The 14,603-nt window shown below is 61.7% G+C and carries 16 protein-coding genes and 1 pseudogene; 4 read left to right on the top strand and 13 right to left on the bottom strand.

Annotated features, from left to right (window positions below):
- Positions 1 to 9: 9 nt before the first annotated feature.
- The 11 genes and pseudogenes from NDB2M4_RS05140 to NDB2M4_RS05090 all read right to left on the bottom strand — a co-directional run bounded on the left by NDB2M4_RS05140 (position 10) and on the right by NDB2M4_RS05090 (position 9,430).
- A complete protein-coding gene (locus NDB2M4_RS05140) occupies positions 10 to 399 on the bottom strand; it encodes a hypothetical protein (RefSeq protein ID WP_072370950.1) in 390 nt (129 codons plus the stop codon).
- Between the two features lie 4 nt (positions 400 to 403).
- A complete protein-coding gene (locus tag NDB2M4_RS05135; RefSeq protein WP_083555788.1) occupies positions 404 to 1,162 on the bottom strand; it encodes a flagellar biosynthetic protein FliR in 759 nt (252 codons plus the stop codon).
- Positions 1,159 to 3,249 carry a flagellar biosynthesis protein FlhA gene (gene flhA / locus NDB2M4_RS05130; RefSeq protein WP_072370947.1) on the bottom strand — a complete coding sequence of 697 codons (2,091 nt, stop codon included), beginning with the start codon at positions 3,247 to 3,249 and terminating at the stop codon, positions 1,159 to 1,161. The genes NDB2M4_RS05135 and flhA overlap by 4 nt, the downstream gene beginning before the upstream one ends.
- A gap of 74 nt (positions 3,250 to 3,323) precedes the next feature.
- The gene (fliQ, locus tag NDB2M4_RS05125; protein WP_072370945.1) at positions 3,324 to 3,590 is read right to left on the bottom strand and encodes a flagellar biosynthesis protein FliQ; all 267 of its coding nucleotides are present in this window, start codon (positions 3,588 to 3,590) and stop codon (positions 3,324 to 3,326) included.
- The gene (gene flgD / locus NDB2M4_RS05120) at positions 3,590 to 4,006 is read right to left on the bottom strand and encodes a flagellar hook assembly protein FlgD (protein ID WP_072370943.1); all 417 of its coding nucleotides are present in this window, start codon (positions 4,004 to 4,006) and stop codon (positions 3,590 to 3,592) included. The genes fliQ and flgD overlap by 1 nt, the downstream gene beginning before the upstream one ends.
- Positions 4,003 to 4,450 (bottom strand): annotated as a pseudogene (gene flbT / locus NDB2M4_RS05115) (flagellar biosynthesis repressor FlbT); the annotation flags it as partial. The pseudogene flbT and the gene flgD, both read right to left, overlap by 4 nt.
- Entirely contained in the window at positions 4,447 to 4,794 is a 348-nt protein-coding gene (flaF, locus tag NDB2M4_RS05110; protein ID WP_072370939.1) for a flagellar biosynthesis regulator FlaF, read from the bottom strand. The gene flaF and the pseudogene flbT, both read right to left, overlap by 4 nt.
- A 44-nt stretch (positions 4,795 to 4,838) precedes the next feature.
- Positions 4,839 to 5,888, bottom strand: coding sequence for a flagellar hook-associated family protein (locus NDB2M4_RS05105; protein ID WP_072370937.1), 1,050 nt, complete (start codon positions 5,886 to 5,888; stop codon positions 4,839 to 4,841).
- A gap of 4 nt (positions 5,889 to 5,892) precedes the next feature.
- The gene (gene flgK, locus NDB2M4_RS05100) at positions 5,893 to 7,362 is read right to left on the bottom strand and encodes a flagellar hook-associated protein FlgK (RefSeq protein WP_072370935.1); all 1,470 of its coding nucleotides are present in this window, start codon (positions 7,360 to 7,362) and stop codon (positions 5,893 to 5,895) included.
- 35 nt (positions 7,363 to 7,397) lie between these two features.
- On the bottom strand, positions 7,398 to 8,660 hold the full coding sequence (locus NDB2M4_RS05095) for a flagellar hook protein FlgE (protein ID WP_072370933.1): 1,263 nt from the start codon (positions 8,658 to 8,660) through the stop codon (positions 7,398 to 7,400).
- Positions 8,661 to 8,758: 98 nt separating this feature from the next.
- Positions 8,759 to 9,430 (bottom strand): response regulator transcription factor, encoded by a 672-nt coding sequence (locus NDB2M4_RS05090; RefSeq protein ID WP_072370931.1) that lies wholly within the window; start codon positions 9,428 to 9,430, stop codon positions 8,759 to 8,761.
- Positions 9,431 to 9,658: 228 nt separating this feature from the next.
- Here NDB2M4_RS05090 and NDB2M4_RS05085 point away from each other — a divergent pair, with 228 nt between their 5' ends.
- From NDB2M4_RS05085 to NDB2M4_RS05075, 3 genes are all read left to right on the top strand, one after another.
- Positions 9,659 to 10,387 carry a hypothetical protein gene (locus tag NDB2M4_RS05085; protein WP_072370928.1) on the top strand — a complete coding sequence of 243 codons (729 nt, stop codon included), beginning with the start codon at positions 9,659 to 9,661 and terminating at the stop codon, positions 10,385 to 10,387.
- Between the two features lie 104 nt (positions 10,388 to 10,491).
- On the top strand, positions 10,492 to 10,692 hold the full coding sequence (locus NDB2M4_RS05080) for a hypothetical protein (protein WP_072370925.1): 201 nt from the start codon (positions 10,492 to 10,494) through the stop codon (positions 10,690 to 10,692).
- A gap of 103 nt (positions 10,693 to 10,795) precedes the next feature.
- Positions 10,796 to 11,059, top strand: a complete 264-nt coding sequence (locus NDB2M4_RS05075) for a transglycosylase (protein WP_072370922.1) — start codon at positions 10,796 to 10,798, stop codon at positions 11,057 to 11,059.
- A 77-nt stretch (positions 11,060 to 11,136) separates the two neighbouring features.
- On the opposite strand, the gene NDB2M4_RS05070 is transcribed toward NDB2M4_RS05075, so the two are convergent.
- Positions 11,137 to 12,990, bottom strand: a complete 1,854-nt coding sequence (locus NDB2M4_RS05070; RefSeq protein ID WP_072370920.1) for a hypothetical protein — start codon at positions 12,988 to 12,990, stop codon at positions 11,137 to 11,139.
- A gap of 202 nt (positions 12,991 to 13,192) precedes the next feature.
- Here NDB2M4_RS05070 and NDB2M4_RS05065 point away from each other — a divergent pair, with 202 nt between their 5' ends.
- Positions 13,193 to 13,564, top strand: coding sequence for a Crp/Fnr family transcriptional regulator (locus NDB2M4_RS05065; protein ID WP_072370917.1), 372 nt, complete (start codon positions 13,193 to 13,195; stop codon positions 13,562 to 13,564).
- A gap of 14 nt (positions 13,565 to 13,578) precedes the next feature.
- Here NDB2M4_RS05065 and NDB2M4_RS05060 read toward each other — a convergent pair whose 3' ends face one another.
- Entirely contained in the window at positions 13,579 to 14,544 is a 966-nt protein-coding gene (locus NDB2M4_RS05060; RefSeq protein ID WP_072370914.1) for a cobalamin-binding protein, read from the bottom strand.
- Between the last annotated feature and the right edge of the window lie 59 nt (positions 14,545 to 14,603).

The raw sequence follows: 14,603 nt of genomic DNA, 5'->3' as shown, positions 1-14,603 counted from the left end.
TCAATAAGCTTATGGGAGGCTTGCGTCATCGCCGCGTGCGATGCGATCGATGATATCGAGAAGCTGTTTTTCGGCGTCGACTTTGGCGTCCTGTTGCGCGTAGTTGCGTACGAGGCGCTCTGCGAATTTGGTGCGCGTGGCGATGGCGAGCAGGGTGCGCGAGCGGAACTCGATCTCTTTGTCGATGCGGGTTGATTCTTCACTCAGTGATTTCAGCCGGCCGACGTAAAGGCGCTCCAGGCCCGCATCGGCGGAAAGCGCGCTGACGATTTCGCTCTGCTGGCGGGCAATGTCGTCTTTGCGTGCGCGAAGCCTGGCGATCCTCTCTTCTTCGATCTGCTGCAGGCTTTCCTGCACATCGTGCAAGCGCTTTGCCTTCTTCAGCCGCTGCTTGATCATGTGCTCATATCCTTGCCAGCCATTCGGTGAAGCCGCTCATGAAGAGTTGCAGAAGCTCGCTGCTGGTGAAGTAGAGGATCAATCCGCCGCCTGCGAGGACGAACGGAATGGAGATGAAATAGACGGGAATCTGCGGGGTCAGCTTGCCGAGGATGCCGAACATCAGGTTGATCATCAGCGAGTAGACCATGAAAGGGGCGCTGATGCGCAAGGCGAGGAAGAAGGCGTCCGCCAATGCGTCGACGATCTTGATGAGGCCGAAGTTGTCGGCGAGTTGCTTGGCCACCGGCACCACGGCGTATGATTCAACAATGGCGCGGATGATCTCCCAGTGCAGCCCCATCACGAAGATCAGCACCGTTGCCGTTAGAGTGATGAGGCTCGTCACCGCGGCTTGCGGCTCGTCCTCCTCGATGTGCGCGTCGGGCGTGTTGGAGAGGCCGACGAACATGGCGATCGAGGCGCCGGCAAACTGCAAAGCGAGATAAAACATCCGCCCCATCAGGCCGATGATAGCCCCGATGATCATCTCGGATGCGATCAGCTTGAAAACCGTCACCGGCTGCTCGTTGGGGATGGATGCCTTGACGCCCTCGGCGAGCATCGGCGCCAGCGCCAGTGTCAGCGAAATGACGACGAAGAGGCGCACTCTGGTGGGGACACGCGGGGACGAAAAGCCGGGCATCAACATCAGACACGTGCCGATGCGGCAGAAGATCAGGAATGTCGCCAGGATGACTTGCGGTCCGATGACCGAAGTCACGAGATGGTTCCGAGCGACTTGATCTGAACGCCGCGTGCGATTTCGAGATGCGAGAGCACAGGCAAGGTCGCGAAAAGGCGCTCGGTGATCATGCGGACATAGGGGCGCGCATCGGGGGCGGCGACCAGCACGAACTTGTGACGCTGATCCATCAGGCGGCGAATGACGCCGGTCGCCTCGGTGCTGAACTGCTCGATGAGCTTGGGATCGATGTCGAACTCCACGACCTCGCCCTTGGCATCGCGCTTGAGGCTCTGATGGAAGGCTAGCTCCCAACGGTTGCCCAGGCGGAGCACCTTGAGCACGCCTTCGTCGGCCATCTCGCCACAGATCTGCTGCGCCATGCGCAGGCGCACGTGTTCGGCGATCTGCTCAGAACGTGAGGCGTGCGGCGCGATCTCGGCGATAGCTTCTAGGATGAGATGCAGGTTGCGGATCGAGATGCGCTCGGCGAGCAGCAACTTCAATACCGCTTGCAGCCCCGAATAGGAGATGCGCGAGGGAATGATTTCCTCGATCAGGCGGCGATACTCCGGCTCGAGGCGATCGAGCAGGGTGCGCATGTCCTTATAGGACAGAAGCTGCGCCAGGTTGTTGCGGATGACCTCGCCAAGGTGGGTCAGCATTACCGACATGTTGTCGACGGCGGAGAAGCCGTCGCGCTGCAGGGCGCTGGTGAACATCTCGGAAGTCCACATCGCCTTCATGCCGAAAGCCGGCTCGCGCGTTTCGTCGCCGGGCACGTTCGGCGGCTTGCCGTCGCCGATGATGACGAGCACGTCTCCGATGCGCAGCTCCTCGGTGGCGACGACCGTGCCGTGGATCTTGATCTGATAGCTCTTGGGCGGGATCGACAGGTCGTCGGTCAGGCGGATTTCGGGCACGACGAAGCCGTATTGGCGGGCAAAACGGTGACGCATCTTGCTGACGCGCTGCGCCAGCTCGCTGTGGGCAGCCATCAGCGTGCCGGAGATCTGCTTGCCGAGGCACAGCTCCAACTCGACGGTCTTGAGCGACTCCTTGACCGACTGGCGCACTTCCTCCTCAGCCTTGAGCTTGGCTTCGCGCGCGCGGGCATCCTCGGCAGCCTTGGCGGCGGCGTGGCGGCGCGGAATAGCATAGGCGATGAAGACCATGCTCGATCCGAGAACGGCGAAGGGGAGGAACGGCAGGCCAGGCGACAAGGCCAGAACGAACATGACGACGCCGGCCAGCGTCAGAGCGCGGGGGTGGTTGCCGAGCTGACCGAATACCGCCTTCTCGGCGCTGCCGCGGGTGCCGCCTTTGGAAACGAGGAGGCCTGCCGCAAGCGAGATGATCAGCGCCGGGATCTGGGTAACGAGACCGTCACCGACCGACAGCTTGGTGTAGACGTCGGAGGCCTCGGAGAACGACAGGTCGTGGCGCGTCACGCCAATGACGATGCCGCCGAAGACGTTGATGGCCGTAATGATGAGACCGGCGATGGCGTCGCCGCGTACGAACTTCGATGCACCGTCCATGGAGCCGAAGAAGGCGCTTTCCTCTTCAAGCTCGCGGCGGCGGTGCATGGCCTCCTTCTCGTCGATCAGGCCGGCGGAAAGGTCGGCGTCGATGGCCATCTGCTTGCCGGGGATGGCGTCGAGAGTGAAGCGGGCACCGACCTCGGCGATACGCGTTGCACCCTTGGTGATGACGAGGAAGTTTACCGTAATGAGGATGACGAACACGATCGTACCGATCATGAAGTCGCCGCTCATGACGAAGTTGGAGAAGCCGGCAATGACGTGTCCGGCCGCGGTATAGCCCTCCGCCCCGTGCGAGAGGATGAGGCGCGTCGTGGCGATATTGAGCGATAATCGCAATATCGTGGCGATCAGCAGAACGGTGGGAAAGGCCGAGAAGTCGAGCGGCCGCTGAATCCACAGGGCCACCATCAGGATGAGAACTGCGAGGGCGATCGAGATGGCGAGGCCGATGTCGATCAGCGTAGACGGCAACGGCAGGAACAGCACCGCCAAAATGAAGACGATGCCGATGGCAAGGCTTACATCCTGATTGCCGGCACGTTTGACCGCCGGCGCCGACGTGACGATAGATTCGGCCATATGGTCCCCTCGAACGAGGGGCAAGAATTAGCCGGCGAACCTTGCGCGAAGGTGCCCTGGCCAGCGCCGACGCACTAGAATCCGTTCTGGATGCGGCCGTAGATCTGCTCGGCGAAGGCGTAGATGACCGTGCCGATGAATGGGGCCATCAGGGAGGTGACCAGAAGCGTAGCGATGATCTTCGGGATGAAGGTCAGCGTGATTTCCTGGACCTGGGTCAATGCCTGCAGAAGTGCGATGACGATGCCGACAGCCATGGCGGCCACCACAGCGGGGCTCGAAGCCACAATAATGGTCCAGATGGCGGACTGCACGATGTCGAGCGCGTCGGCCTGGTTCATCAGGAGATTTCCACGCCTTCGCCCAGAAGCAGGCGAGTCCCGTCCTCCAGGATGGCAACGGCGCCGCCGGAAATGATGCGCACCGATTCAACCTTGCCGGAGATCGTGCCATCGTCGGTGGTGGCGGTGACGGTGCGGCCAATGATGCCGTCGATCTGGTTAAGGGCCATGGACGTCATCAGGGAATCCAGCTTGGCGTTGGTCTGAATTGCCTGCTCGACGTTCGAGAACGACGCGATCTGCCCCATCCACTCGTTTGCATCGGTGGGGTTTGTCGGATCCTGGTTCTGCATCTGCGCGATCAGCAGCCGCAGGAAGGCCGTATAGTCCAGGGACGCGGCGGAATTCGTCGTCTCCGTGGTGCTCTTATTCGTGGCCGTCGCATTCGTCGCTGTTGTGGTGTTGACCGTAACCATGGGGCCGCCTCAGTGCGTTGGGTGTTGATCTAGCGTCCCAGGCTCCTTGCGCTTGCTCTGGCTGAGGATCGATTCCTCAACGGGGAAGAGCGAGCGGAGCACTTTGAGAGCGTCGAATGGGCGCCCGCGATCGAAGAAGTCGCGGACATCAGTCAATCCCTCGCGAATGGTGGCGTTGTCGACCGAAGCATCCAGCGAGGCGAGAGACTGGTAGAACATCGCATGCGCATCACCGCTGTTGGCCGGATCGATGAGCACCGTCTGTATGATGAAGTAGAGCTGACGCAGCGGAGTCTTGGTGTCGTCGGGGTGGATGACGTGATGCTCCAGAAGGAAGGTCACGTCATTGAGGAATTCAATCGACACCTTGCGGTCGACCTTGAGCACGGCCCCATTGACGTAGATGCGCTCCCCCGGCTTCAGCGATATTTGTAGTTTTTTCATTTCAGCCCTTCGTAGAGTGCTGTTGTCACCTCGATCAAAGGCTTGAAGTCCTTCGATTTGCCGAGGCGGATGCTCTCGGATTCCCGCACCGCCCAGAGACCGATCGAGATGATCTCGGCGCGCAGCTCCTTCGGCAGTGCGTTCTCGGGGCTGGCTAGGTCCTCGAGCAAGGTCGCCCAGACGCGCTGGCAGAACGTCAGCGCCTCGATCGCCTCGCGCGAACCTGCGCCTTTCTCCTCCGCGGCCCTGAAGAGCTCCAAACAGCGCTCGAACACCTGTCGCTCGCGTTCGCGCGCGAGTTGCGGGCTGCTCTCCATCGTGTCGGCGTAAGGGAATTGATACATTTGTCGATCCGCGGTCAGAGGTGTTGTTCGTGGCGCCGGTCAGGTCACAGGTAGTTCAGGATACTCAGTCCCATGATGCGCGCGGTCAGCGCGTACGACGTTTCAATCTGGGTTAGCAGCTGGTTGACCCTGGTCGCCGCCTCGTTCGAGTCGACGCCTTCGAGCGAGGTTATCTGAGTGGTTAGAATATCGATCTGAAGCGACATTCGATCACTCGCGTCGGTGACGCGTTGCTCTGCGACGCCGAGCTTCGACTGCTGGTCGCCAATCTGCTGGACAGCTTCATTGACGACGGTGATCGCCTTATCGATGAGCGCCTCATACGCCGGCTGTCCGAGGCTAGAGGTGCCGAGATCGGCCACCATTGTGTAGGCCATGGCCAGCTTGCGGAAAGCGCTTTCGTTGGCGTTGGTCGATGTCTCGATCAGCTCGCTGCTGGAGATGCGGCTGCGCATGTTGTCCGACGATGCCGATGACCAGTTCGCACTCCACGATGGATCTTCGAACACGTCGGCAAACGTCGTGTTGAGGAAGTTCTCCATGTCCGCGGCGGAGATCGTCGACACCGCAGGGTCGGACTGGGAGAAGCCGAACTCGGCAAAAAATGCATCATCGACGCTCTGCTTGCTGGTCGACGTCGGCGTTGCGAAGTAGTCGGTGAGCGGCTTTACGTCGGAGTTCACGCCCGCAAACAGGTAGCCGCTGCTGAACGACATGTTCATGATGTCGAGGAAGCCGTCGAGGCGGCTCGTTGCATCTGTCTGCGCGCCAAGCGCATTGCTGCCGCCCATGCGCAAGGCGAGAAGCTGCTCTGAGAAATCCTGCGCGGTATCGGCAAGATTCTGAAGCGTCGTCTGCGTCGCCTCGAGGCGGGAAGACACTGTCGAGTTGGTCTCGATCATAGTGGTGAGGCGGGCGTAGTCCTGGCGCAGCGATATCGATTGGCCGGTGCGATAGCCCAACTGCATGCCTACGTCAGCGAACCGCTCGGTAAGCACCTCTTTTTGCGCGTCCGCCAGCTCCTGCTGCACCTTCATCAGTGACTGACGCGTTGCGGCGGAAAGTGCGCTGGTGGAGATGAAGGTCGTCTTCATGCCATTACCCCGCCGCTGCCAACAACGTATCGAGCATCTGATTTATGGTCGAGATCAGCTTGCTAGACGCCTGATACGTGCGCTCCAGTTCGAGCATCAGCGTCATTTCCTCGTCGAGGTTGATGCCCGTTACCTTGTTGAGCGCCTCAGAAGAACGGTCGAGCAGGGTGTAGCGGTATTCGGCTTCTTCGTTGGCTGCCGTGCGGGTCTCCGAAAGCCAGCCCGCCGATGCCGATGCCAAGTCCAAAAGCGTCGCCGACGATGACAGCTTGGTCGTCGCGTCGAACGCCTGCGTGCCGCCCAGCTTGTCTAACTGCTCGTTGATGCGATCGGTGAATGCTGCGGCGCCGTCGGCGTTGTAGAGGTAGGCCGCACCGTTGATACCGCCGTCGCGCAATAGCGTCGCGTCGCCGCCTTGGTCGGGATCGACCAGCGCATTGATGCTTATGGAGCCGGCGAGACCCGCGACGATCGTGCCACCGGCGGGAACTGCGGGCGAGCCGCTCCACGTAAACAGCCCGGTGGCGTCGGCCAGCGAGGGAACGGCGCTCTGGTCGCTTTCGGAGAATGCCGTGATGAGACCGCGCGCGATCTCGTCGAGTTGGCTCTGATAGGTGACGGCGATGTCGTCGCGGACTTTGGCCAGACCCGCGATGCGTCCGGAGCTGATGCCCATGGTCGCCGAGGGGCCGGTGATCGGGACGCCATCGGCATAAACGGCGTTGCCGGCTGTGCCCGCGACGTAGGTGCCGGTCGGCTGGAATGTGATGGTACGCGGTGTCGTATCGAACAGCGTGACGCCGCTATCGGTATAGATCGCCATGCTGTTGTCGGAGCGGGTTATCGTCTTAACCCCAACCTCCTCGGAGATCTGCATGATGATCTGATCGCGCTGATCCTCGTAGTCGGTAATATCCGCACCAGACCGCGTTCCCTTGACGATTTCCGCGTTCACGGATTCGAAGCGCGACAGCAGTGTATTCAGCGTGTTGACCGAACCAGCGATGTCCGCGTCGGCCTCGGCGCGCACGTTCTGGACGAGGGTGGTTGCCTCGTTGAGCGTGCGCGCCATATCGCGTGCCGCGGCAACCGCAGACTGTGCGGTCGCAAGGCTGTCAGGTGCTGCAGAAAACTGTTGGATAGCGTCCGACAGTTTCTGCAGCATTGCCGCCGGGGAGGCGTCGAGTTCGGTGTCGCTTAGACTCTGCTGCAGCTTTTCAATCGAAGATACGATCGCGTCCTGCCCGGCAGCGCTAGACGTCGAGACGAGCACATTATTGAAGAGTGCCGTGTTGACGACGCGAGTTACGGAGGCGAGACGCACTCCGTAACCCGGGATCGTGACGACCTCGGCACTTTTGCGCGAGGCTGTAGTGTCGCCCGCGCGCGCAACATTGCGCGAGAGCACAGACGTTTGCTCCGCCGTGGTAGCGAGGCTCGATATCGCCGTATTGAGGCTGGTAGAGAGCGACATCCAGTTGCAATCCCAAAGCTAGCCCGCGCTCACCTTTAGCGCTTCAGATTGACAAGCACGTCCATCAGCTCGGCACCGGTCTGGAAGACCTTCGAGTTGGCGGTGTAGTTGCGTTCGGCTTCGATCATCGTGGTGAGCTCGGAGGCGAGGTCGACCGTCGACTGCTCCAGCGCACCCGAAACCATGATTCCGAAGCCGCTTTCACCTGGGAACCCAAGCTGAACCTCTCCGGAATTCGCCGTCGCAATAAAGACGTTTCCGGCCAGTGGCTGGAGGTTGTCCGGACTAGCGACACTGGCCAGCGGGATCTTATAGGTCGCCACGCGCGTGCCGCTCTCGAAGACCGCGTAAAGCGTTCCATCCTCGGCGATCTCGACGCTTTCAACGGCGCTCGGAGCGTTACCGTTGACGACGGTGGCGTCGAGAAGCGTGTAGTCCGCACCGAGCTGCGTACTACCGGTCATGTCGATGACAAGGGTAGCGCCATTTGGAATCGGCACCGACACTGAGGTGGGGCTGGCCGACGTGAACGAGCCGGTCGAGTTGTCGAACGTCATCGTCTCCGTCGATAGCGGCCCAGATGCGTACGGGAAGCCGCCGCCCGCGGCGGCATCGGCCTGATTGAAGACGGTGATCTCCCAATCGCCGCCGCCGAGGTTGGTCGAATAGACGTCCAGCGTGATCTTGTTGCCGAGGTTGTCGTAGGCGTCGAGAGAAGTCTTGGCGGTGTACTGCGCCGTCGCGGTGTTGCCAGAGGGCGCATCCGCCACTGGTACTGTACTGGAATTATAAGGAAGGTTGACCTGGAAGGCCGCCTCTGTCGAAGGGGTCGCCTGCAGCGCAAGCGAGCCGATGTTGACAACCTCGAGGCCGCCTGTGCCGTTGGCGACGATCGACGGCGCGCCGTTGGCCAAGCTGTAGCCCATCAACTTGAAGCCAGCCGCGTTGACGAGATCGCCGGCTCCGTCGGGAACGAAGGAGCCTGCGCGCGTCAGGAAGGTCTGGCCGTTCTCCGACGAGACAACGAAGAAGCCCTGTCCCTTGACTGCAAGGTCCGTCACCGAGGTGGTGAAGCTGAAGCCACCCTGCTCGCTGATGGCGTAGCGCGTGTGCGATTCGACACCGCCAGAGACGTACTCCGTTCCCCCCGAATCAAGAATGAGGGAGGAGAACTCCATCGAGGCGCGTTTGTAGCCGGTGGTGCTCGAATTGGCGATGTTATCGGACACAGCTCCCAGGCGATTGGCCTGTGCGGCCATGCCGGACGCGCTCGTCCGCATCGTACTATAGAGACCCATCAGCTTTGCTCCCCGTCAAATGCAACTGCCCAGTGCATTTGAACATTTGCGGCTTGCGCGAAGCTGGATCGGACCTGACTTCCGATTGCGAGGAGCCCTCACGCGTCGAGCAGGCGGTAGCCAAGATAGCGCTGCGAGTCGATCGGGTCGTGGCCAAGCCGGTGACGCAGACGCTTGCGCAGCTTGCTGATGTGACTCTCGATAACGTTCTCGTCGATTTCCTCGGAGAAGAGACCGTAGACGAAATTGAAGATCTGGCTCTTGGTGACGCGGCGGCCCTTGTTGCTCACCAGATATTCGAGGATGCGGCGCTCGCGGCGCGGCAGATGCAGCGGCTCGCCACCGACCTCTGGGTCGCGGCCATCGCCGAAGACGCGGATCTCGCCGCTGACCGCACCTTCAGCTTCGGCCACGGCGCGGCGCTTGATCGCCTTGATGCGCGCAAGGATCTCGTGGATGTGAGTCGGGTTGCCGATGACATCGTCGACGCCAGAGGCAAACAGATCGAGTGTTTCCTGCAGCGATTGATCGACGTTGAGCGCCAACACTGGCGCGCGCGAACGCTGCTTGATCATCTTTGGAAAGATGCGGCGATCGCTGCATTCACCGAGCACAAAGGCTTCGACGGCGGCCAACTCCGGTTCGGGAGCGGTTCTCACCCAATCCTCGAAATCGCACGCAGCAAGGCCCTCCGTCGAGATGCCCTCGCGACCGAATCCCAGCGTGTCTACACACGTCAACTCTTCACGATCATCGACAATAATGATCATCGAGGCCCCCCGAATCGCTCGCGATCAGAATGTCATCCTTCGACTTATGAACAACAACTTACTTGCGTCGTCATTCGTCCTGTAAATCAAATCGTTGAGTGCATGGTGCGGCTTTGCACCTATTGTTGTGCAGGCGACTTTGCAAAGCGGGCGATTAAATAGCGGCGCAAGCTTGGCGCAGGCTGACCATCCTAGACCGGTTACACATTCAGCGATCGGGATGGGCGAATGCTGCCACGGGGATCAGCACTAATCATCGCAAGTGCGCTCGGCCTCCTTGCCGTTCATGCCGCCATATCGCTGGGCGCCGGCGTCATCGCAGCCGTGTTCTGCGCGTTCGCACTCATGATCGGTGGGCCGGTTGCGATCCTCATCTGGTTCGGGTCGCTGACGGACAGGGATGGAAAGTTGCAGGCACGGCGCGCAACTATGGCCATTGAGAAAGCGGATGCCACGTTGTGGCACCAGACCATCGAGGAGGCACGCGCCTCGCAATCGTGGAGCGCGCGCGACTACCACGTCCTGTCTGGCTTCGAGGAGAGGAGCGGCGCCGAGGCAACGGAGCAAAGCTCCCGGCTCGCTGCCGTTGCATCTGCACTCGCCCAGGTGATGCACGAAGGAAAGCGCATCAGCCGCCCCATTTTGGGACTGTGCTTCGTCATTATTTCAGCCACCGGATTCTCGGGATGCGGCGTGCCCGCCGAAGCCTGGAGCATGATCCGGCCGGGCATGGGCACGGCGGAGCTGGTGTCTATTGCTGGCGGACCGGACTACGTCAGGTCGAACGGGACCAATGAAGCCTGGCAATACTGCCGCGATTTCTACGGGCGCGATGAGGGCCGTTATGCCCGCTATTACACGACCGTTCTCGTCAGTAACCAAACCGTGCAGGACGTGCGGCCTTATCCGGTGATGTCGAGCGCGGGATGCGAGGACTTCTATCGCGCGAACTTCTAGGCGCGCGGATTGAGAATGCTCTTCGGACGGCCTATTTATTACTGGCACGCTCATTGCTGAGGGGGTGACTGTAACGTTGTTTGCGTAGAAGGAGCTTGGCTCCCATGGTGACTTGGCGTAACCGCTCGATCGACAGCCTCTCGACAATGGAGCTGCGCCTGGCGCTGGACGATGCGATCAACCAGATCGCCTGGTCGCAGGCTGAAGCTGACTCGACCACCTTCTTTCAGGCACTGCTGGCCGGCTTCGTTGCCGGGGCCGTTGTCGTGACCGTTGCGATCCTGACCTTTTCGCTGATTGGCTGACAGACGCCCACACCTCGCTCGGAACGCAAGCCGTGCTCGGAGAGTTGATAAGCCGGCGTAGAATTAGCCGGTCTGATTCGCTCCGGCTCAACGAGGTGCGCACATGGGTGCTATCGGCACGTTTCTCCTGCTCGTCATTTTTGGTGCAGCGATTGGCTTTGCCCTGAACAGGCATGGCCGCGGCTGGCTCGGACGCCAGGTTACGGCAGCGACAGGGGCGGGCGACGTGACTTACGCGCTCGTCGGCATTGCCGGATCGTTCATGGGCTTCCACATCGCGGCGATCTTGGGCCTGCTGTCACCGCTGCTGATGTATCTCCTCGCCGTGGCCGGCGCCGCGCTGACGGTCTGGCTGTGGCGCGGCTGAGCTAACCGCGCGCACGGTCGAGGAATGGCTTTTCGACAAGCACTGCGGGCGAACACGCCCGCGGTGCTTCTTCGTGTCTAAGCGGTCTTTGTCTCGCGCGTGCCGAATGGCCACCAGCTTTTCTTGGCTGCGGCCTGCGCTTCTTCCGCCTCGGCCTTCTCGATGCTGCCGTCGTCGGCGAGCACCATGAGGATCGGCGTCAGCCCTTCAACGTCCTCAAGCGGGAAGATCTCAATGTCGCGGCGAGCGCGCTCGCTCCATCCGGCGAACGTGAGCGCCTTTTCCGCTTTCGAGAACAGGCCGTGGTTGCGAAGGGGTTGCGCCTTCTCGAACGCAATATCCTCCTCGGTCTTCTCGCCCTCGGCCTTGGGATGATCCTTCAGCCACTGCTTGCGGATGGCGCTGAGGTCGGTGTCGCTGGCGGCGGCTTCCTCGGCCTTGAGCTGTTCGAGCTCACCGCTGCGGAAGAACTTCCACCAGGGTGCGCGTTGGGGCCAACGCACGAGATCGAGATCGTCCAGAACGCCGGCAAGCTGGTTCATTGCGAGCGCTTTCGAGCACTCCTGCTCGTTGCTGGGATCGCAGCTATAGAGATTGGGGATGACAAGGTACGAGTTGCGCTTGTGATAGATGAAATGCCGGCGCACCCACTCCATCGTGGCGCCGGGCGCGCGCTCGATGGCCGTGTTCACGGCGGCGCGGATCTGACGGATCACCTGCGGTTGCGGGCGGCGGCTCTCAGCGGGCGGTGGATTGAGGATCGCCAGCGCAAGAAGCCCCAGGTCGATGCCGATTGTTGCGAGCAGCGCAATCATATCGCGGCCGGTGATCGGCTCGCCGCTCTTGGTCGCGCCCTCCGGTGCAGCGCCGGTGATGTAACCAATGAGGCTCGACAGATATGAGCCGATATTCTCCCACAGCCGCTTGATGGCATTGGCGACGCCAGCGGGGCCTTCGTTGAACGAGGCTTCGCGCAGCTCCAACGTCGCCGGCTGATCGGCCTGCACCGCGGCTTGAGTGAGACGCTGCGCCAGTGTCGGGTCGTAACAAGAGAAGCCGCTCTGCCCCGGAGGCACCGATACGGCGGCGGCGATGGCGCGCATTTCCGTTGCTGTCGATTTGCCGAGCTCGTTGGAGCGGGCGGCGATGTCGCGCGCACGCGAGCGGATGCGCGTTGCCATGGCGTTGAAGCTGGCCTGACGTTCGGCGACCGTATTGCCCTGGAGCGAGGCGACGCTCTGCTGAAGGGCCCCGATGTCGTCCTGGACAGGCTTGATCCAGGAATTCTCTACGCCGTCGCGCAGCGAGGCGATCTGATCGCGTACGGCAACGCGAGCGTTATAGAGCGGGCCGCGCCCAGCTCCCGATGAGGTGCCGCACGAGCCACCGCTGGTTTCCTCGCGCGTCATCTGTGTTTGCGACCAGGTGACGACGCTGTCGAGGCCGACCTTCACGGCATCGAGCCTGGCCGCGACGGCGCTCGCCGCGTCGCCAGCGTCCTGCTGCAAGCCAGCGAGGCCAGTGCGCGTTGCTTCCTCGCCAGCGATGAGGCTCCACCAGAACCCGTAGCCGAAGCCGATCGACCAGATGGCGAGGAACACATAGAGCGGGAAGGTGACGATGCGGTCGGAGAGACGGCGGCCGACACCGAATGACTCGCGCAGCGCCAGCCACATCAGGAAGGTCAGCGCAAAGACGACGATAATGACAAGGAAGTCGTTGGAGAACGAGAGCCCGCCCGGCAGCTCCTGCGAATTGCCAGCCGGGGAGGTCGACACGCCGATGATGAAATCGCGCATGCCGTGCCAGGTGGCGAAGCCGGAGATCAGCAGCAGCATCATCGAGGCTATGCCGATGAGCGTGTTGCGCCCGAGCAGATAGTCGAGTGCACGCCCGAATCCAGAGGTCGATGCCGGCCTCGTCGCTGCCATGTCCCTGTCCCCCGTTTCGCAACAGCTTGTATAGGCCGATATAGGAAAATCGCGCGCTTGTCCCGTAGATCGCGCTTCGGATGCGCCAGGGGCAGCGACGCGTAACGGCCGCGCCACGCGGAATAGAGCTGCGGTCCGGGTTGCCGGGGCGGCGGCCGCGGCATAGGCTCGGGTTTTCCAATAGCCTCCCTCGGTGGTGCATATGGCGAGCGATGGCTTTGATTTTGAAGGATTAGTGCGCGCCGGCTACCCGCTGGAGCGGTTCGAGGCCGGCGAGCGCATTTTCGTCGAGGGTGACGAGGGCTGCACGATGTACGTGGTGCGGACGGGCTCCGTCAGCATCATGTCGTCAGGAGAAGTGCTGGAAACGGTGCGGCCCGGAGAGACTTTCGGCGAGCTTTCGCTGATCGATGGGGCGCCGCGCGGGGCTACGGCCATTGCACGCGAGCCGACAGAGTTGGCAGTGATCGGCGAGGCGGCTTTCAACTATCTGATCGAGCGTACGCCGTCGTTTGCGCTCAGCCTGATGCGACGGCTGTCCAAGCGACTTCGGCGGATGAACGAAAACATCTGAATGGAGCGCGCCGTCTAGCCTGCCTTCGTGGTGATGACGCCGGGAGGGATCATCTCGTACTCGACATAGGCCTTGCCGCGCAGCCCGTAGTTGCATGCATCGGGGTGCATGATCTCGGCCAATATCTCCGCGCTGTCGATGAGGCGAGGGCCAGGGCGATTGAAATAAGCGTTGCCGTCGGCGAGGTAGACTTGGCCGTCGCGCACCGCGCGCAGGTTTTGCCAGACCTCATAATGCACGAGAGGGCGGACCTCGCGTCGCGTCACGTCGATGTCGTAACCGCAGGGCGCTACGACGATGACGTCGGGATCGGCGGCAGCGACATCCTTCCAGGTAATCCAGGGCGATGACTCACCAGTGACGCCGAACAAGCTGATGCCGCCAGCGGTGCTGATCAGCTCGGGCATCCAATGGCCGCCAGACATCGGCGGATCGACCCACTCGATGAACGCAAGCCGCTTTCTCGGCAACCCCATAACGAGCGCTGAAACAGCCGCGAGGCGGCGCTTCATCGAGGCGATCAGCTTGTCGCCCGCGTCAGGGCGTCCAATGGCGTCGGCCACGCGATGAATGTCGCGGAATATGTCGGCCATGGTGTGCGGGTGCATGGAGACGACGCGCGGACGGCTGTGCACGAACTCACACACGGCGCGTTCGACGTCTGCGAGAGAGACGGCGCACACCTGACACTGATCCTGCGTGAGGATGACATCGGGCTTGAGGGCTTCGAGCGCTTCGGCATCGACCTCGTAGACGGACAAGCCGCGCTCTACGAGTGAGCGCACGCGCTGGTCGATTTCGGAGCTGGAGCCGCTGACGTCGAACTTCGGGCGTGTGACCGCAGGCAGGTTGAGGACCGATGGGGGATAGTCGCACTCGTGAGAACGGGCGACCTGCAAATCTCCGGCGCCAAGCGCGTTCAAAATCTCGGTTGAGCTCGCGATGAGCGAGACGACGCGGGGGTGAGATGCCTTTGTCATTGCCAATTGATTGCACCGGCCGCGTCGGGCTGCAAGCGGATTGACGTGCGCACGCCGGC

It is taken from the genome of Hyphomicrobium sp. NDB2Meth4 (genome assembly GCF_900117445.1).
In the GTDB taxonomy this organism is placed as follows: domain Bacteria; phylum Pseudomonadota; class Alphaproteobacteria; order Rhizobiales; family Hyphomicrobiaceae; genus Hyphomicrobium_A.
Note: the sequence above shows the minus strand (reverse complement) of the source record. Positions and strands in the feature narration are given on the sequence as shown.